Source organism: Afipia sp. GW822-FHT03D08 (genome assembly GCF_058801645.1).
Genome location: NZ_JBXANK010000003.1, coordinates 138,384 through 156,754, shown reverse-complemented (window position 1 = coordinate 156,754; position 18,371 = coordinate 138,384). Strand labels below are relative to the sequence as shown.

General features: G+C 62.3%; 17 protein-coding genes. 4 read left to right on the top strand and 13 right to left on the bottom strand.

Annotation, left to right across the window (positions count from 1 at the left end):
- Positions 1-97: 97 nt before the first annotated feature.
- The 6 genes from AC1RM7_RS19880 to coxB form a co-directional block, all read right to left on the bottom strand.
- Positions 98-994, bottom strand: coding sequence for a cytochrome c oxidase subunit 3 (locus AC1RM7_RS19880; protein WP_006022894.1), 897 nt, complete (start codon positions 992-994; stop codon positions 98-100).
- 56 nt (positions 995-1,050) lie between these two features.
- Complete coding sequence (locus AC1RM7_RS19875; protein ID WP_024919702.1) at positions 1,051-1,659, bottom strand: cytochrome c oxidase assembly protein; 609 nt, start codon at positions 1,657-1,659, stop codon at positions 1,051-1,053.
- A 16-nt stretch (positions 1,660-1,675) separates the two neighbouring features.
- Positions 1,676-1,861 (bottom strand): cytochrome c oxidase system small membrane protein, encoded by a 186-nt coding sequence (locus AC1RM7_RS19870; protein WP_006022896.1) that lies wholly within the window; start codon positions 1,859-1,861, stop codon positions 1,676-1,678.
- Complete coding sequence (locus tag AC1RM7_RS19865; protein WP_024919703.1) at positions 1,858-2,799, bottom strand: heme o synthase; 942 nt, start codon at positions 2,797-2,799, stop codon at positions 1,858-1,860. The genes AC1RM7_RS19870 and AC1RM7_RS19865 overlap by 4 nt, the downstream gene beginning before the upstream one ends.
- A 70-nt stretch (positions 2,800-2,869) precedes the next feature.
- Complete coding sequence (gene ctaD, locus AC1RM7_RS19860) at positions 2,870-4,486, bottom strand: cytochrome c oxidase subunit I (RefSeq protein WP_006022898.1); 1,617 nt, start codon at positions 4,484-4,486, stop codon at positions 2,870-2,872.
- An 84-nt stretch (positions 4,487-4,570) separates the two neighbouring features.
- Complete coding sequence (gene coxB / locus AC1RM7_RS19855) at positions 4,571-5,419, bottom strand: cytochrome c oxidase subunit II (protein ID WP_024919704.1); 849 nt, start codon at positions 5,417-5,419, stop codon at positions 4,571-4,573.
- A gap of 504 nt (positions 5,420-5,923) precedes the next feature.
- On the opposite strand from coxB, the gene AC1RM7_RS19850 reads away from it, so the two are divergent.
- The 3 genes from AC1RM7_RS19850 to lepB all read left to right on the top strand — a co-directional run bounded on the left by AC1RM7_RS19850 (position 5,924) and on the right by lepB (position 8,777).
- The gene (locus tag AC1RM7_RS19850; RefSeq protein WP_051055054.1) at positions 5,924-6,421 is read left to right on the top strand and encodes an invasion associated locus B family protein; all 498 of its coding nucleotides are present in this window, start codon (positions 5,924-5,926) and stop codon (positions 6,419-6,421) included.
- A 98-nt stretch (positions 6,422-6,519) separates the two neighbouring features.
- Positions 6,520-7,959 (top strand): metalloprotease TldD, encoded by a 1,440-nt coding sequence (tldD, locus tag AC1RM7_RS19845; RefSeq protein WP_006022901.1) that lies wholly within the window; start codon positions 6,520-6,522, stop codon positions 7,957-7,959.
- A 38-nt stretch (positions 7,960-7,997) separates the two neighbouring features.
- A complete protein-coding gene (gene lepB / locus AC1RM7_RS19840; protein ID WP_024919705.1) occupies positions 7,998-8,777 on the top strand; it encodes a signal peptidase I in 780 nt (259 codons plus the stop codon).
- Positions 8,778-8,836: 59 nt separating this feature from the next.
- Here the strand turns inward: lepB and AC1RM7_RS19835 are convergent, their stop codons facing one another.
- The 4 genes from AC1RM7_RS19835 to AC1RM7_RS19820 all read right to left on the bottom strand — a co-directional run bounded on the left by AC1RM7_RS19835 (position 8,837) and on the right by AC1RM7_RS19820 (position 11,955).
- Positions 8,837-9,193, bottom strand: a complete 357-nt coding sequence (locus AC1RM7_RS19835) for a hypothetical protein (RefSeq protein WP_051472489.1) — start codon at positions 9,191-9,193, stop codon at positions 8,837-8,839.
- Positions 9,194-9,265: 72 nt separating this feature from the next.
- The gene (locus AC1RM7_RS19830) at positions 9,266-9,838 is read right to left on the bottom strand and encodes a PAN domain-containing protein (protein ID WP_024919707.1); all 573 of its coding nucleotides are present in this window, start codon (positions 9,836-9,838) and stop codon (positions 9,266-9,268) included.
- Positions 9,839-9,969: 131 nt separating this feature from the next.
- On the bottom strand, positions 9,970-11,340 hold the full coding sequence (locus tag AC1RM7_RS19825) for a glutamate--cysteine ligase (protein ID WP_006022905.1): 1,371 nt from the start codon (positions 11,338-11,340) through the stop codon (positions 9,970-9,972).
- A 99-nt stretch (positions 11,341-11,439) separates the two neighbouring features.
- Positions 11,440-11,955 carry a MarR family winged helix-turn-helix transcriptional regulator gene (locus AC1RM7_RS19820; RefSeq protein ID WP_006022907.1) on the bottom strand — a complete coding sequence of 172 codons (516 nt, stop codon included), beginning with the start codon at positions 11,953-11,955 and terminating at the stop codon, positions 11,440-11,442.
- Positions 11,956-12,095: 140 nt separating this feature from the next.
- Between AC1RM7_RS19820 and gstA the strand changes: the two genes are divergently transcribed.
- Positions 12,096-12,710, top strand: a complete 615-nt coding sequence (gstA, locus tag AC1RM7_RS19815) for a glutathione transferase GstA (protein ID WP_024919708.1) — start codon at positions 12,096-12,098, stop codon at positions 12,708-12,710.
- 121 nt (positions 12,711-12,831) lie between these two features.
- Here the strand turns inward: gstA and AC1RM7_RS19810 are convergent, their stop codons facing one another.
- The 3 genes from AC1RM7_RS19810 to AC1RM7_RS19800 all read right to left on the bottom strand — a co-directional run bounded on the left by AC1RM7_RS19810 (position 12,832) and on the right by AC1RM7_RS19800 (position 18,140).
- Entirely contained in the window at positions 12,832-15,045 is a 2,214-nt protein-coding gene (locus tag AC1RM7_RS19810; protein WP_024919709.1) for a 3-hydroxyacyl-CoA dehydrogenase NAD-binding domain-containing protein, read from the bottom strand.
- A gap of 11 nt (positions 15,046-15,056) precedes the next feature.
- Complete coding sequence (locus AC1RM7_RS19805; RefSeq protein WP_006022910.1) at positions 15,057-16,265, bottom strand: acetyl-CoA C-acetyltransferase; 1,209 nt, start codon at positions 16,263-16,265, stop codon at positions 15,057-15,059.
- 81 nt (positions 16,266-16,346) lie between these two features.
- Positions 16,347-18,140, bottom strand: a complete 1,794-nt coding sequence (locus tag AC1RM7_RS19800; protein ID WP_024919710.1) for an acyl-CoA dehydrogenase C-terminal domain-containing protein — start codon at positions 18,138-18,140, stop codon at positions 16,347-16,349.
- Positions 18,141-18,371: the final 231 nt, after the last annotated feature.

Below are 18,371 nucleotides of genomic sequence, written 5' to 3'. Positions count from 1 at the left end.
GCCTTCGCTACGCCCGCAACCGCTCGGCCGCAAGACATAACCGATCACGAAAAAGGGCGGCCCGAAGGCCGCCCTGAATGATGAACCGGTTGCGCAATCAGTGCGCGCCGTGCGCCATGGTCGATGCGCCGTGTCCCCAGACGTAGATGCAGATGAACAGGAACAGCCAGACCACGTCGACGAAGTGCCAGTACCAGGCCGCAAACTCGAAACCGAGATGCTGCTTTGGCGTGAAATGACCCGCGTATGCGCGGAACAAACACACCAGCAGGAAGATGGTGCCGACCAGCACGTGGAAGCCATGGAAGCCCGTGGCCATGAAGAAGGTCGCGCCATAGACGTTCCCGGCGAAGCTGAACGCAGCGTGGCTGTATTCAAACGCCTGCACGCAGGTGAACAGCGCGCCGAGCAGCACGGTCAGGATCAGGCCCCACTTCAGGCCCTTGCGGTCGCCTTCGAGCAGCGCGTGATGCGCCCAAGTGACGGTCGTGCCCGAGGTCAGCAGGATCAGGGTGTTGAGCAGCGGCAGATGCCACGGATCGAAGGTCTCGATGCCCTTCGGCGGCCAGACGCCCGGCACCTTGCAATCCGCCGGAGACACACCGGCGCCGCATCCGAAGAGGGCGTCGCGGACATAGTGCACCGAGTCAGCCGGGAACAATGCGGCGTTGAAGTAGGCCCAGAACCACGCCACGAAGAACATGACTTCGGAGGCGATGAACAGGATCATGCCGTAGCGGTGATGCAACTGCACGACGCGGGTATGGTCGCCCTTGTTCTGGGCTTCACGGATCACGTCACCCCACCAGCTCGCCATGGTGTAGAGCACGCCGATGGTGCCGACACCGAACACGATCGGCGCGCCTGCGAACATCTTGTGCATCCATGCGACGGCGCCGACAGCCATGATGAAGGCCGAGATCGAGCCGACGACCGGCCACGGGCTCGGATCGACGAGATGATAGTCGTGGTGTTTGGCTTGGCCCGTTGCCATGTGGTCTCTCCGTGATGCCGGTCTTATCCGGCGCGTGTCGCGTTATAGCCGAAAACTCAAAGATTGCCCTTGCGCTTGTCCGTCTCCGTTGCCGCGAGCGGCTTCGGTGCCGGATCTTTCACAGGGTAGAACGTATAGGACAGCGTGATGGTGTTGAGATCGTCGTATTCGCGATCGGCGGCGAGCGCCGGATCGACATAGAACACAACCGCCATCTCGCGCTTCTCGCCGGGACCGAACGTCTGCTCGGTGAAGCAGAAGCAATTGATCTTCTGGAAGAACGCACCGACGGTCAGAGGCGCGACATTGTACGCGGCGACGCCGGTGGTCGCGCGCGCGGCCTGATTCGTGACGGTGTAGTAGACGGTGACGACTTCACCGATCTTGACGGTGATTTCGTTCTGCTCCGGCTGGAATTTCCACGGCAGACCGCCGCTGACATTGGAGTCGAAGCGAACCGCGATGCGGCGCTCCAGCGATTTTTCCGGCGCAGAAGTCGCAACCTGCGTAGTGCCGTTGAAGCCGGTGGCGCGGCAGAACCAGTCGTAGAACGGTACCGCCGCGTAGGACGCGCCGACCATGAATGCAACGACGAAGCCGCAGATCGATGCGACCATGACATCGCGGCTGATGCGAGGCTTCTTGCTGGTGGGTTGCTGCGTCATTTCGCCCGCATCCCCGTCAGATCGGCCGATGAAGGACGGCAGGGCCCTTCACCAGGGTGACCGCAAAAAACAGGATCACCAGAATACCCAGCGCAACCGCAATGGCGATCGACCGCTCGCGCTGGCGCTTCTTCTGCTCCGGCGTGAGGACGATACCCTGCTGCGGCTTCTTGTTGCTGTCCATGACGATGCCCGCGCTCATGACCAGATCATCCGCGCGGCTGCGGACACCAGAACTTCAGCCAGCAACACGGCGAACAATCCGAAGAGATACAGGATCGAAAACTTGAACAGCCCGCGCGTGGCGCGGAGCCCCGCGCTGCCGGTGCGATGACGGTACACGCTCACGGCATACCAGAGCATACCTGCGCCGAGCACCAGCGACGTCACGCCGTACACCGCGCTGAAATAACCCAGCGGCCAGGGCGACGCTGCGACCGCAACCAGCAGGATGGTGTACAGCAGGATTTGCAGCCGCGTTGCATCGGGACCGGCGACATTCGGCAGCATCGGGATGTTGGCGCGCTGATAATCGTCGGTGCGGAACAGCGCCAGCGCCCAGAAGTGCGGCGGCGTCCACAGGAAGATGATCAGGAACAGCAGGATCGGCTCAGGCGACAGCGAACCCGTCGCGGCGGCCCAGGCCACCACCGGCGGCAGCGCGCCAGCGGCGCCGCCGATCACGATGTTCTGTGCGGTCCAGCGCTTCAGCCACATCGTGTAGATGACGACGTAGAAGAAAATCGTGAAAGCCAGCAGCGCTCCGGCCAGCCAGTTCACCAGAATGCCGAGCGTCATCACCGAGAAGAATGCCAGCGTCAGGCCAAACGCCAGCGCCTCACCAGGCAGGATGCGCCCGCGCGGAATTGGACGGTTGGCAGTGCGCGACATCAGGGCGTCGATGTCGTGTTCGTAACACATGTTCAGCGCACCCGCCGCACCACCGCCGACGGCGATGCAAAGGATCGACGTGATCGCGAGCACAGGATGGAAATGACCGGGCGCGATGACGAGGCCGACCAGCGCAGTGAACACCACCAGTGACATCACGCGCGGCTTCAGCAGCGCGATGTAATCAGCGACGCCCGCCTCGGAGATACGAGGCGACAGACCGATCGCGTGATGGTCGACAATCGACAAGATCTAACTCACTTCCTGATCGTTTCATCCGCCGTGACCACGCGGCCGCGGCGGATGTCTCTTTGCCGCGTTACTGAACGCGCGGCAGAACCTCGAACTGGTGGAACGGCGGCGGCGACGACAGCGTCCATTCCAGCGTCGTTGCACCTGCACCCCACGGATTGTCGGCAGCCTGCTCCTTGCGGACGAAGGCCTGGATCACGCCGTAGATGAAGATCAGCACGCCGAAGGCCGAGATGTACGAGCCGATCGACGACACCAGATTCCAGCCCGCGAACGCGTCTGGATAGTCAATGTAGCGGCGCGGCATGCCGGACAGGCCAAGGAAATGCTGCGGGAAGAAGATCAGGTTCACGCCGATAAAAGTTACCCAGAAGTGCAGCTTGGCGATGGTCTCCGAGTACATGTAACCGAACATCTTCGGGAACCAGTAGTACCAGCCCGCGAAGATCGCGAACACGGCGCCCAGCGACAGAACGTAGTGGAAGTGCGCGACGACGTAGTAGGTGTCCTGAAGGACGCGATCGACGCCGGCGTTAGCCAGTACCACGCCGGTCACGCCGCCCAGCGTGAACAGGAAGATGAAGCCCATCGCCCACAGCATCGGAGCGCGGAATTCAATCGAGCCGCCCCACATGGTGGCGATCCACGAGAAGATCTTCACGCCGGTCGGCACCGCGATGACCATCGTGGCCGCGACGAAATAGGCCTGCGTCGCCGACGACATGCCCACCGTGTACATGTGATGCGCCCAGACCACGAAGCCGATGCCGCCGATGGCGACCATCGCGTAGGCCATGCCGAGATAGCCGAACACAGGCTTGCGCGAGAAGGTCGAGACAATCTGCGAGATCATGCCGAAGCCCGGCAGAATCAGGATGTACACTTCGGGGTGGCCGAAGAACCAGAACAGATGCTGGAACAGCACCGGATCGCCGCCGCCCTCAGCCGAGAAGAAGGTGGTGCCGAAGTTGCGGTCGGTCAGCAGCATGGTGATGGCGCCGGCGAGAACCGGCAGCGACAGCAGCAGCAGGAACACGGTGACCAGGATCGACCACACGAACAGGGGCATCTTGTGCAGGGTCATGCCCGGCGCGCGCATGTTGAAGATCGTGGTGATGAAGTTGATGGCGCCGAGGATCGACGAGGCGCCTGCGATGTGGAGCGAGAGAATCGCGAAGTCCACCGCCGGGCCCGGATGACCCGAGGTCGAGAGCGGAGCGTACATCGTCCAGCCCGCACCGACGCCGTTGGCGCCTGGCTCGCCCTCGACGAAGGTCGAGATCAGGAGCAGCGCGAACGAGGCCGGCAGCAACCAGAACGAAACGTTGTTCATGCGCGGGAAGGCCATGTCCGGCGCGCCGATCATCAGCGGCACGAACCAGTTGCCGAACCCGCCGATCATCGCCGGCATCACCATGAAGAAGATCATGATCAGGCCGTGCGAGGTGACGAACACGTTGTAGGTGTGGGCTTCGTGGAAAAGCTGGACGCCGGGATACATCAGTTCGATGCGGATCGCGACCGACATCGCGCCGCCGATGACGCCCGCCACGATCGCGAAGATAAGGTACATCGTGCCGATGTCCTTATGGTTCGTCGAATAGACGTAACGCCGCCACCCGGTCGGGTGATCGTGCGCATGGTCGTCATGAGCGTGATCATGTGTTGCAGCGGAGGTGGCCATTTTCAAATCCTTTAAGCCTTGCAGTCCCGTCAGCCTTGCGGTGTGAGCGCCGTGCGCCCGGCCCGCCCTTGTCCGTCAATGCGCTTACTGCGCAGCAGCCCCGATCGACGCGTACGAATTCGCGGGGTTGGTTGCGTACTTCTTCTTCGCCGCTTCGACCCAGGTGGTGAATTCCTGATCGTTCACGACCTTGATCGCGATCGGCATATAGGCGTGGTCCTTGCCGCACAGTTCGGAGCACTGACCGTAATACATGCCTTCCTTGGTCGCCTTGAACCAGGTCTCGTTGAGACGGCCGGGGACTGCGTCGATCTTGATGCCGAACGCCGGGATTGCAAAGGAATGGATCACGTCGGCGCCCGTGGTCTGGACACGGATCACCTTGTTCACCGGCACGACAACCTCGTTGTCCACGGCCAGCAGACGCGGCGCCTTGTCAGCGACCATCAGCGAATCGAATTCGAACTTGCCGTTATCCGGGTAGGCGTAGGTCCAGTACCACTGCTTGCCGGTGGCCTTGATCGTCAGATCGGCCTTCGGAATGTCGAGCTGCTGGAACAGCAGGCGGAACGACGGCACGGCGATACCCACCAGGATCAGGACCGGCACAATGGTCCAGACCACTTCGATCAGCGTGTTGTGCGTGGTCTTGGAGGGTACGGGGTTGGCCCTGGCGTTGAACTTCACCGCCACGATGCCCAGCAGGATCGCGACGAAAATCGTGATCGCGGTGATGATCCAGAGCAGGAAGTTGTGGAACCAGGTGATGTTGTCCATCACCGGCGAGGCGGATGGCTGGAGCGTATATTCCCACGGCGACGGCTGACCCAGTGTCCCGCCTGCTGCGAAAGCTGCCCCGGCCGCGGCAAGCACGGTGGCAGCCACCGCAAAACCCAGTACTCGGCGGCCATTTTGGCCCTTCGACATCTTCATGCCGCTCTCGCTCCTGCTCTCGTCACCCCAGCGATCCCACCGGGCGGCGAGATCTGCCTTAAGCCTGTTTATCAGCCGCGGTCATGATTTCGGCCGAAGGCCAAAGGTTAGAACGCGTCGAATTTCCCGCTTCTCAAACCATAATTCCATGACTACCGCAATGCACGTAATAAGGTGCGCGCACAGCCTGAATCCCATTGGCAAATGGGCCAAAACCGGCGGTCCGGTGGCTGGAGAATGCTTGACACTTGGATTGTCCGTTGTACCCACGGGCAGATATGCGGCGAAAGCCCGATTCGCGGCTGCGAGGTGGTGCATCCCGGCGATAGGCCTTGCCCTCAACAGGCTTGCCCTCAAGACGCCGTCATTGCGCTGTCAATCCAGCTATCAGGCGGGCCAAACTGCGGGAAACCGCCGGAATCGTCGGGAATTGCCGAGATCATTGCCAAGGAATCGAGCCTGATGGGCGTGCGAAACCAACCTTTCTCAATCCGCAGCCGTGCGATGGCGCCGATCTGGCTTGCGATCGTCGCAGGGATGTCCGTTTTGGCCGCCCCGGCCGCCGCTCAGGCGCAGGGAGCCGTGAAATCGGTCCACGGCGACTGGCAAATCCGCTGCGACACCCCCGCCGGTGCGCAGGCCGAACAATGTGCCCTGATTCAAAGCGTTGTGGCCGAGGACCGCTCCAACGCGGGCCTCACGGTCATTATTCTCAAGACCGCCGACCAGAAGAGCAAGCTGATGCGGGTGGTCGCGCCGCTGGGCGTGCTGCTGCCGTCCGGCCTCGGCCTCAAGCTCGACGACAAGGACGTGGGACGGGCCGGCTTCGTACGCTGCCTGCCCAACGGCTGCGTCGCCGAGGTCGTGATGGAAGATACGCTGCTCAACCAGCTCAAGACCGCCAAGACCGCGACCTTCATTATTTTCGAGACGCCGGAAGAAGGCATAGGCTTCCCGCTCAGCCTGAAGGGCCTCGGCGAGGGCTATGACAAGCTGCCATAGGCAGCCGCCCATAGTCCGGGCCCCTCGCCCTCCGGCATGATCGTCCCTATCTTGAAGGCCTGATCCTCGCTGCAATCCCGCGATCCCGGAGTTCCTTCATGAGCCATCCGTCCGACGCCGTACCCGTGACTACGTCCCTGATCGATCGCGCGGGGCTCGACCGCGATGCCGTCCGCAAGGAAATCGTACGCGGCCTCGCGGGCGCCGATGACGGCGAGTTATTTCTTGAGTACCGCCAGTCCGAAGGGCTCGGTTTCGACAACGGCCGTCTGAAGCAGGCGACCTATGATACGGCCCAGGGTTTTGGCCTGCGCGCGGTCAAGGACGATGCTGTCGGCTACGCCCATTCCTCAGATGTCTCGCTGCCGGCGCTGATCCGCGCCGCCGACACCGTGAATGCCGTGCGAGGCGGATATTCGGGAACATTCGCCGCCGCGCCTGGCCATACCAACACGCGTCTTTATGGCGATGAAAATCCGCTCGACGGCCAGAGCTTCGAGACCAAGGTCAAGCTGCTCGCCGAGATTGACGCCTATGTCCGCGACAAGGACCCGCGCGTGCGGCAGGTTTCCGTGTCGCTCGGCGCGACCTGGCAGGTGGTTGAAATCGTGCGTCCCGATGGCGAGAGCTACCGCGACATCCGGCCGCTGGTGCGCGTGAACATTTCAGTGGTCGCAGGCAATGGCGATCGGCAGGAAAGCGGCAGTGCCGGGTATGGCGGCCGCGAAGGCTATGCGCGCTTCATCGAAACCAAGGCATGGCGCGCGGCCGCCGACGGCGCAATCCGCCAGGCGCTGGTCAATCTGGAATCAGTCCCCGCGCCTGCGGGCGAAATGGACGTGGTGCTCGGTCCCGGCTGGCCCGGCGTGATGCTGCATGAGGCTGTCGGCCACGGGCTCGAAGGCGATTTCAACCGCAAGCAGACCTCCGCATTCTCCGGATTGATGGGCCAGCAGGTCGCGGCCAAGGGCGTCACCGTGGTTGATGACGGCACCATTTCGTCGAAGCGCGGCTCGCTCTCCATTGATGATGAAGGCACGCCGACCAACCGCACAGTGCTGATCGAAGACGGCATTCTTGTCGGCTACATGCAGGACCGGCAGAACGCGCGGCTGATGAACATGAAGCCGACCGGCAACGGGCGCCGTGAAAGTTATGCGCACGTTCCGATGCCGCGCATGACAAACACCTACATGCTCGCCGGCGGCCGCGATCCGGCGGAAATTCTCGCATCTGTGAAGAACGGAATTTTCGCCGCGAATTTCGGCGGCGGTCAGGTCGACATCGTCTCGGGCAAATACGTGTTCCAGTGCACCGAGGCTTACAAGATCGAGAACGGCAAGCTCGGCGCGCCGCTGAAGGGCGCCATGCTGATCGGCAATGGTCCAACGGATCTGCATCGCATCTCGATGGTCGGCAACGATCTCAAGCTCGATGACGGCATCGGCACCTGCGGCAAGCAGGGCCAGGGCGTGCCGGTCGGCGTCGGACAGCCGACGCTGCGCATGGACCGCATCACGGTCGGCGGCACAGGCTAGCGCGCGACCTCGAAAACCATCGGCATACGGAGACGATCATGTCCGACCAGCAAGACACCGCCGCGGCCGCGCAAAAGCCGTCCCGCTCGTGGACGCGCTCGCTGGCCGAGATCGTTGCAGCATTTCTGGTCGTGATGGCCGCCAAGGGCGCGCTGGCCGAGCCGTTCTATGTGCCGTCGGGCTCGATGGAGCCGACGCTGCTGATCGGCGACGCACTGCTCGCGTCGAAGTATCCCTACGGTTACAGCGCGGCATCGCTGCCGGTGAACGTGGCGCTGCCCGCGACGGGACGGGTGTTCGGCGCCCTGCCCGATCGCGGCGACGTTGTCGTGTTTCGCTGGCCCGGCGATACATCGCAGGTCTGGGTCAAGCGCGTGGTCGGATTGCCCGGCGATCGCGTGCAGATGCGCGACGGCCGGCTGTGGATCAACGGCGAGCCGGTCGCGATGCGGCCGGACGGCCGCGGTCAGGCTGAAGATGAAAACGGCCGGGTCACACCTGCCGCACGTTTTGCTGAAACATTGCCGGGCGGGCGCGAGCACACCCTGTTCAAGCTGAAAGAGCACGGCTTCCTCGACAACACCCGCGAGGTCACGGTGCCGCCGGACCACCTGTTTGTCATGGGTGACAACCGCGACAATTCTTCCGACAGCCGCGTGTCCGTCGCCGATGGCGGCGTCGGATTGCTGCCGGTCGAAAATCTGGTCGGGCGCGTCGATGCCATCGTCGGCTCGTGGGACCTCGGCATGAAAAGCCAGCCGGTCTGGACGTGGCTGTCCGGGCTTCGGCTCGCACGATCGTTCACGTCGGTGCATTGAACCGGACCCGCAGCGATGACGTTCAAGGCATTCGAGGGTTTGCCCGAACGCTGACCTTGTCAGCGCAGTTCGTAGGTCTTGCCGTCCATCGAGATTCGCTCGGCGCGCATTTCATTCATCTCGATTTTCGACGGATATCCGTAAGCCGACACCTTCTTGCCGACCGCGACAAGATCCGCCTTCACGCCGCGCTCGATCATTTGCGAGACAGGCGCCAGCGTCACCGTCCAGATCTTGTCAGCGCCCTTTACAGAAATCGTCGCCTGCGGATCCTCAAACGTGCTGACCAGGATCGGCCCCTCCACGGTGACCGGATGGCCGGCGTCATAACTCTCCCACCCGCGCTGCGCGAACGCGGCTGCGCTCGTGAGCACGACGATCGAAAGAATGGCGGGTGCGGCGCGGACAGGCATCATCGGGACGCTCCTGGCGTGGTTCGGTCCCAGCCTTAACGCCCAAATCGGAGTATTGTTTGGCTGTGGAACCGGCTATCGCACCACACCGGAAATGAACCCCGGCTTGCGGCGCGGCGGTTTGACGTGGTCTTTCAGGAAACAGCGCGCTGATTTCCCGATATAGCCGGGCCGCGCATAGGTCCATGCGCGGCATTTCTGATCCTCATCGCACACCGTCTTGCAGGTCTCGCCTTTCGGATCGACGTCCACGTCGACACTGCGATAATCACCGCCGAGACGGTCGGTCTCGACCTCAAGCGCGCTGTTGCGCGGCTCCACAACGCCTGCGCCCCGCACGCCGGAGACACAACAATTGCTCGGCACCCGTGTCGGCACGGCATTCTTGAGCCAGCAGATCGCGCTTTCGTCACTCACCGTCGGATAGTTGAAGCTCCATGCGCGGCAGCGGCGATCACGCTCGCATTGAAGGGCGCACAGGGCTGGATCGCCCGACGGGATCGGTGTCCGCAAATAATCGTTGCCGGGACGGTCGAAGCTTGCCTGCGCACGCGCTGGCTGAGCATTGACAAGACACGACAGCGCCAGCGCGGCTACCAATGCAACGCAAAAGCTGATGCATGATCTGAAATTGCAGATTGGAAGCATGCCATCGCTTTCAGCGGAGAACAGGCGTGATGACTTTGGTGACGCCTATTCAATCGCCGCGCGGATGTATGGCAGATGAACGGCAGATAAATGCCGGAACAACATTCGCGTGATGACGGTAACTCGCTGAGTTAAAACGCGTATTCGCTATAGACCGGATCGACGGAATGCCGCCAGGCGCCGTTGAACTTCTCAAGCAGTTCCTCGGCCGGCGTATGCCCCGTATCCATGATGTGATCCAGCGGCTCCAGATACCGCGTCTCGTCGCGGCCGAGATGGTCGATCTTGCCGCGCCGGGCGAGACCCTTGTGCGCCAGAGCCATGCAATCCTTGGCGACCTCGAACAGATAGCGGTTGCCGATTTTCGCCTTGAAGCCGAGCCGCGGTACGTCGTCGCGCAGCGCCTGCCGCTCATGCGCATTCCAGCGCTTGGCGATGTCCCACGCCGCTTCGAGGCTGTCGTTGTCATAGAGCAGCCCGACCCAGAATGCCGGCAGTGACGGCAGTTGCTGCCATGGCACGCCATCGGAGCCGCGCATTTCGAGATAACGCTTCAGGCGCACCTCGGGGAAAATCGTCGAGAGATGATTGGCCCAGTCCGACAAGGTCGGCTTCTCGCCCGGCATCATCTTGTTCTTGCCGTCGAAGAAATCGCGGAACGACGAACCGGACACGTCGATGTAGTCGTCGCCGCGCTTGACGAAGTACATCGGCACGTCGAGCGCATAATCGACCCAGCGCTCGAAACCCATACCGTCCTCGAACGCCCATGGAATCATGCCGGCGCGGGCGTTATCGGTGTCGCGCCAGATTTCGGAACGGAACGACAGAAAGCCGTTCGGCTTGCCCTCGGTGAACGGCGAGTTCGCGAACAGCGCGGTGGCGACGGGCTGCAACGCCACCGACACGCGCAGCTTCTTGACCATGTCAGCTTCGGAACAGAAATCGAGATTGGTCTGCACCGTGCAGGTCCGGTACATCATGTCGAGGCCGTACTGACCGACTTTCGGCATGTAGTTGGTCATGATCCGGTAGCGGCCCTTCGGCATCACCGGCATTTCCTTGCGCGACCATGACGGCGTCATGCCCAGCCCAAGAAATCCGATTCCGAGCGGTGTCGCGACTTCGCGGACCTGCGCCAGATGCGCCATCAGTTCGGAAGACGTCTGGTGCACGTTTTCAACCGGGGCGCCGGAGAGTTCAAACTGTCCGCCGGGCTCCAGCGAGATCGCCCCGCCACCGGTGACATCATGCAGCCCGATGATTTTCCCGTTCTCCGTGATCGGCTCCCAGCCGAGCAGGAGTTGCATTCCCTCAAGCAGAGCGCCGATGCCGCGCGTGCCTTCATAAGGCACGGGCCTGTGGCCCTCCAGCGTGAACGGCGTCTTCTCGTGTTCGGTACCGATGCGGAATTCGGACTTCGGCTTTACGCCAGCCTCCAGCCACGCGACCAGTTCATCCCGCGAATCCAGCGGTGTCATATCGATCTGATCACGCGCCATGGGACATCCAGGTAAGGGGCTTCGGTTTGACAGTCAGTGCACGATGCAGGCGGATGCCACGGACGCGGGCATCCGTAACCGCGAGAGGTAAAGAAAGGATCATCGCGCCGACGTGTTTTCTTTGGCTGATTCTTTGACGGCTTCTCTGGTGACAGTGACAGCCTGCGGCGCACCCGCACAACATCCGAGGCGATCGAGCAACCCGCTCAGCTTGACGGCATCGGCGTCGGAGAGTTTCGAGCCGATATGCCGCTCGATCGCGGCGGAATATGAATTCCACATCTTCTTCTGCAATTCGCGTCCGGCATCCGTGATCTCGACGAACAGGCCGCGCTTGTCCATCTTGCATTCGCGCCGCGCGGCAAGACCTTCCTCGACCAGACGATCGATCAGCCGCGACGTCGAATACTGCGGCAGCAGCATCTGCTTCTCGAGTTCGACCGGACGCAGTTCACCGCTTGGCGCGCGCGACAGCTCGAGCAGCGCGTCGTACCAGGCGAGCGGCGGAAAGCCGGCCTTCTTGAGATCCTGCTCGACCGCGCCGAGCACCTTGCCCTGAACCCGCATCAGACGGATCCAGACCTCTGTCGCTTCGGTGGATGGTTTGCGCTTCATGGTGTCGTCCGTGCCTTGGGGCTTTTCCGATCCTACCCCAATAAATGCAGTTGCATCAATCTTGACATACCTGCATTTAGGAGACGGTCATAGGCCTTGCCAATGCCCCAATGTTCAAATTTTAAAAAGGGATACCTCCCATGAAACTGTATTATTCGCCCGGCGCCTGCTCGCTGTCCCCCCATATCGCCCTGAAAGAGGCCGGTCTCCCGTTCGACCTGGTCAGGGTCGACTTGAAGGCGAAGAAACTCGAGGACGGTAGCGACTACACCCAGATCAATCCCAAGGGCCAGGTCCCGGCGCTCGGGCTGGAAAGCGGCGATCTGCTGACGGAGGGCGCCGTGATCGTCCAGATGATCGCCGACAAGGCGCCGCACAAGAACCTCGCGCCCGCCCACGGCTCAAGCGAGCGTTACAAGCTGCAGGAATGGCTGAATTTCATCGCCAGCGAACTGCACAAGAACTTCAGCCCCCTGTTCCAGCCGGCCCTGTCCGACGACACCAAGGCGTTCTTCCAGGACCGCCTGATGGGCAAGTTCAAGTACATCGATCAGGCGCTGACGGGCCGGGATTACGTGATGGGCCAGCACTTCACCGTGCCGGACGCCTATCTCTTCACGATGCTCGCCTGGGCGGATCGCGTGGGCCTGGATATTTCCGGCCTTCCGAATCTGGTTGGCTACAAGGCGCGTGTTGCAGCGCGGCCGAAAGTGCAGGAAGCCCTCACCGCCGAAGGGCTGCTGAAAGCCTCTTGAATGCGATCACATTGTTGAGACCAAAAAGGCGGGATCTATGATCCCGCCTTTCGCTTTGCGTCGCGCCATCAGCGGCAAAGATGCTCTCCCTCTCCCCGCTTGCGGGGAGAGGTGAAGTCCATTACGCCGCGGCCTTCTTCGGTGCGAAGCGGCCGTAGAACGTCTCGCCCTTGGCCGCCATGTCTTCCAGAAGCTTCGGCGGTGTGAAGCGCGAGCCGTACTTCTTCTCGAGCTTGTGGCACAGTTCGACGAAGTTCTTGGTGCCCATGAAGTCGATGTAGGACAGCGTGCCGCCGGTGAACGGGGCGAAGCCGAATCCGAGAATCGAGCCGACATCGGCCTCGCGCGGATCGGTGATGACGTGATCCTCGACGGTCCGTGCGGCCTCCACCGCCTGCACCACGAGGAAACGCTGCTTCAACTCCTCGACATCCAGCGTATCCGGATCGAGATGCTTTGATTGCAGCGAGGTCAATTCCGGCCACAGCTTCTTCTGACCCTTGCCCTTCTCGGGATAGTCGTAGAAGCCCTTGCCATTCTTGCGGCCGAAGCGTCCGCGCTTCTCCACCATCTCGACCAGCAGCGCCTTCTGCTCCGGATCGACGGACTGCGGACCCATGTCGGCCTCGGTGGCCTTGAGGATCTTCAGCGACAGATCGATGGCAACCTCGTCGTTGAGCGAGAGCGGGCCGACCGGCATGCCGGCCATCTTGCCGACATTCTCGATCATCGCAGGCGGCACGCCTTCCTTGAACATCTCGTAGCCTTCGGAGATGTAGCGCAGCACGCAACGGTTGGCGAAGAAGCCGCGCGAGTCATTGACCACGATCGGCGTCTTGTTGATCTGCCTCACGTAGTCCAGCGCGGTGGCGAGCGCCAGATCGCCGGTATTCTTGCCGACGATGATCTCCACCAGCATCATCTTCTCGACCGGCGAGAAAAAGTGGATGCCGATGAACTTCGACTGGTCCTTCCATTCCTCGGCGAGCGAGTTGATCGGCAGTGTCGAGGTGTTGGACGCGAAGATCGCCCCCTCGCGCAGCAGCGGCTGGGCCTTGGCGTAAGTCTCGGCCTTGACCTTGCGGTCCTCGAACACGGCCTCGATCACCAGATCGCAGTCCTTGATCGCGTTATAGTCCGGCGTAGCAGTGATGCGGGCGAGGATGGCATCGGCCTTGTCCTGCTTCATGCGGCCCTTGGCGATCTGGCCGTCGAGCATGGTCTTGGCGTGACCCTTGCCCTTGTCGGCGCTGTCCTGATCGCGGTCGATCAGCACCACGTCGATGCCGGCCTGCGCCGACACGAAGCCGACGCTGGCGCCCATGAAACCGGCGCCGATGACGGCGAGCTTCTTGACCTTGGTCGGCGGAACGTTGGCGGGACGGCGCGCTCCCTTGTTCAGTTCCTGCATCGAAACGAACAGCGAGCGGATCATCGCCGCAGCTTCCTTCGAACGCAGGATCTTGGAGAAGTAACGCGACTCGACGCGCAGCGCCGCATCCATCGGCAACTGCAAGCCTTCATAGACGCACTGCATGATCGCGCGCGCGGCAGGATAGTTGTCGTAGGTCTCGCGGCGCAGGATCGCATTCGCCGGCGGGAAGAACTGCATGCCGGCCTTGGAATAGACAGCACCGCCGGGCAGCTTGAAGCCCTTCTCGTCCCACGGCGCGACGGCCTTGCCGCCGGCCTTGATCCAGTCCTTCGCGGTCTTGATCAGATCCGTTGCAGGCACCACCGCGCCGACGATGCCGAGCGCCGTGGCCTTCTTCAGATCGATGGCGTCGCCCTTGAGTAACATCTGCACCGCTTCCATCGGCTGGATCATGCGCGGGAGCCGCTGCGTGCCGCCGCCGCCAGGAAACAGACCGACCTTGATCTCGGGCAGGCCGAGACGGGTCTTCGGATTGTCCGACGCAACACGGTAGTGACAGGCCAGCGCCAGTTCGAATGCGCCGCCGAAGGCGAGCCCGTTGATCGCCGCTACCCACGGCTTGCCCGAGGTCTCGATCTTGCGCAGGTTCTGCGAAAGCCTGGAGACCTCGTCGAACACGTACTTGTTGGCGGCTTCTTCACCCTTGGTCTTGAGCATCTCCGCGTGATTGCGGTTCATGCCTTCCAGCATGGTCAGGTCGGCGCCGCCGGAGAACGCTTCCTTGCCGGAGGTGATGACGACACCCTTGATCGCTGCGTCCTTGGTGGTCGCATCGATGATCGCGGCGAGCTCGATGCCGGTGGTTTCGTCCAGCACGTTCATCGACTTGCCGGGAATATCCCACGTCACCAGCGCAATGCCGTCGGCGTCGGTCTCAACCTTGAAATTCTTGTAGGTCATGTGATTGATCCTCAAACGCGCTCGATGATGGTCGCGGTGCCCATGCCGCCGCCGATGCACAGCGTGACAAGAGCGGTGGATTTGTTGGTGCGCTCAAGCTCGTCGAGCACGGTGCCGAGGATCATCGCGCCGGTCGCGCCGAGCGGATGGCCCATGGCGATCGCGCCGCCGTTGACATTGATCTTCTCATTGTCGATGTCGAAGGCCTGGATGTAGCGCAGCACCACCGAGGCGAACGCCTCGTTGAGTTCGAACAGATCGATGTCCGACAGCTTCATGCCGGAACGCTCCAGCACCTTCTTGGTGACATCGACCGGACCGGTCAGCATCATCGCAGGTTCAGAGCCGATATTGGCGAACGCACGAATCTTGGCGCGCGGCTTCAGGCCGCGCTTCTTGCCGGCTTCGGCGCTGCCGAGCAGCACAGCGGCGGCGCCATCAACAATGCCCGACGAATTGCCGGCGTGGTGCACGTAGTTCACGCCCTCGATTTCCGGATGCGACTGCACGGCGACGGCATCGAAGCCGCCCATGGTGCCCATCACGGCGAACGATGGCTGCAACTGTGCGAGCGACTGCATCGTCGTCCCCGGACGCATATGCTCGTCCTTGTCGAGAATGGTGATGCCGTTGATGTCCTTCACCGGAACCACGGAGTTCTTGAAGCGTCCTTCGCTCCACGCCTTCGCTGCGCGATCCTGGCTTTGCACGGCGTAGGCATCGACGTCATCGCGGGAGAAGCCGTACTTGGTGGCGATCAGATCCGCCGCCACGCCCTGCGGCATGAAGTAGCTCGGCACCGCCATGGAGGGGTCCACCGGCCACGCCGTGCCCGACGACAGAATGCCGACGCGGCTCATGGATTCCGCGCCGCCGCCGATGGTGAGTTCGTGCTGCCCCGACATGACCTGTGCGGCAGCGAAGTTGACGGCGTCGAGACCGGAGGCACAGAAGCGGCTGATCTGGATCCCCGGAACCGCCTCGCCGAGACCGGCGCCCAGCGCTGCGAAGCGCGCGATGTCGCCGCCGGCCTCGCCGACCGGGTCGACCACGCCAAGGATCACGTCATCGACCGTATCTTCCTGGAGATTGTTTCGTTCCTTGAGGGCCTTCAGCGGCGCGGTCGCCAGCGCCAGCGCTGTGACTTCGTGCAGCGAGCCGTCGGACTTGCCTTTGCCGCGCGGCGTGCGGACGTGATCGTAGATAAATGCCTCAGGCATGACGCCCTCCCTGGAATCCCGGTGATTGATGAATTTGCACAGGACCTCGCGCCGGAGCCCGGCGCGAGGAAACTTGAAAGCTCAGAACGCCTCGACAGACAACTCCATCATGGAGTCCGCGCCGCTCCGGATGCGCGAGAGACGCAGCGCGGTTTCAGGCAGCATCCGCTCCATGAAGAACCTGCCTGTCACCAGCTTGGACTTCAGGTAGGGCTGCTCGCCGGATTCCGCCAGCTTGTCCTGCGCGACTTTCGCCATGCGCGCCCACATGTAGCCGATCGCGACCAGACCGAAGAGATGCATGTAGTCGGTGGACGCCGCACCGGCATTGTCCGGCTTGGCCATCGCGTTCTGCATCAGCCACATGGTCGCCTGCTGAAGATCCTTCACCGCCGCGCTGAGCGGCGCGATGTAGGGCTTCATCGCTTCATTGGCGGCGTTCTCCTTGGAGAAGGCCGCGACTTCGTTGAAGAACGTGGTGATCGCACGTCCGCCGGCGCGGCCGAGCTTGCGGCCGACCAGATCCAGCGCCTGGATGCCATTGGCGCCTTCGTACAGCATCGTGATGCGCGCATCGCGCACGAACTGTTCGACGCCGGTCTCGACGATGAAGCCGTGACCGCCGAACATCTGCTGGGCGGCGACCGCGTTGGCAAAGCCCTGATCGGTCAGCACGCCTTTGATGACCGGCGTCAGAAGGCCCATGTGGTCGTCGGCGGCCTCGCGCTCCTTCGGATCGTCGGAGCGATGCGCCACGTCGCTTTTCAGCGATGTCCACACCACAAGCGCGCGGGCGCCCTCGTTGAACGCGCGGATCGACATCAGCGTGCGCCGCACGTCGGGGTGAACGATGATCGGATCGGCAGGTTTGTCGGGAGCTTTCACGCCGCTGATGGAGCGGCCCTGCAGGCGGTCTTTCGCGTAGGCGGCTGCGTTCTGGTAAGCGACTTCGGACTGCGACAGGCCCTGAACGCCGACGCCGAGGCGCGCTTCGTTCATCATCACGAACATCGCCTCCATGCCCTTGTTCTCAAGGCCAACCAGCGTTCCCACCGCGTTGTCGAAATTCAGCACGCAGGTCGAATTGCCGTGAATGCCCATCTTGTGTTCGATCGAGCCGCACGACACACCGTTCGGCTCGCCGCTGAGTGAGCCGTCGGCGTTGAGCTTCATTTTCGGGACGACGAACAGCGAGACGCCCTTGATGCCGGCCGGCGCGCCTTCGATGCGCGCGAGGACGAGGTGAACGATGTTCTCCGTGAGATCCTGCTCACCACCGGAGATGAAAATCTTGGTGCCGGTGATCTTGTAGGTGCCGTCGGCCTGCTTGACCGCCTTGGTGCGCATCAGACCGAGGTCGGTGCCGCATTGCGGCTCGGTGAGGTTCATGGTGCCGGTCCATTTGCCGGTGACCATGTTCGGCACAAAGGTTTTCTTCTGCTCCGGCGTGCCGTGCACGAGAAGCGCCGCCATCGCGCCCTGGGTCAGGCCGCCGTACATGCCGAAGGCCATGTTGGCCGACGACATGAATTCGCTGACGGTTTCCGACAGCGACGCCGGCAGGCCCTGCCCGCCGTATTCCTGCGGAGCCGCCAGACCGATCCAGCCGCCATCGGCGAATTGCTTGAACGCTTCCTTGAATCCCTTGGGCGTCGTGACACGGCCATCGTCGTGGCGCGTGCAGCCTTCGAGGTCGCCGCTATGGTTCAGCGGATGAAGCACCTGCTCGGCGAACTTGGCGGCCTCGTCAAAAATCGCGGCGCGGACATCCGCCGTCGCGTCGCTGAAGCCTGGAAGGTTGTTGTATTTGTCGATCTGAAAGACGTCGTTGAGAAGGAAGGTCACGTCTTCGACGGGTGCTTTATAGATCGTCATGGAATGTCTCTGGGCTCACAATTGGACGTGGATGCGCGAATTGTTGGCGATGCGTCGCTTGAGCAAATGGACTGCCGTCGATGACCTCACTATGACATGGATGCGCGATACGCGCCGTCATCAGCAGGCGCGAGAGTATCGGGCACCATTCATACCGACGCCAGTTCCGGTGTCACATTTCTCCGTACACATCTGTACGGAGCCTAGCGTGGGGCGCCGTTTTGTGTCAAT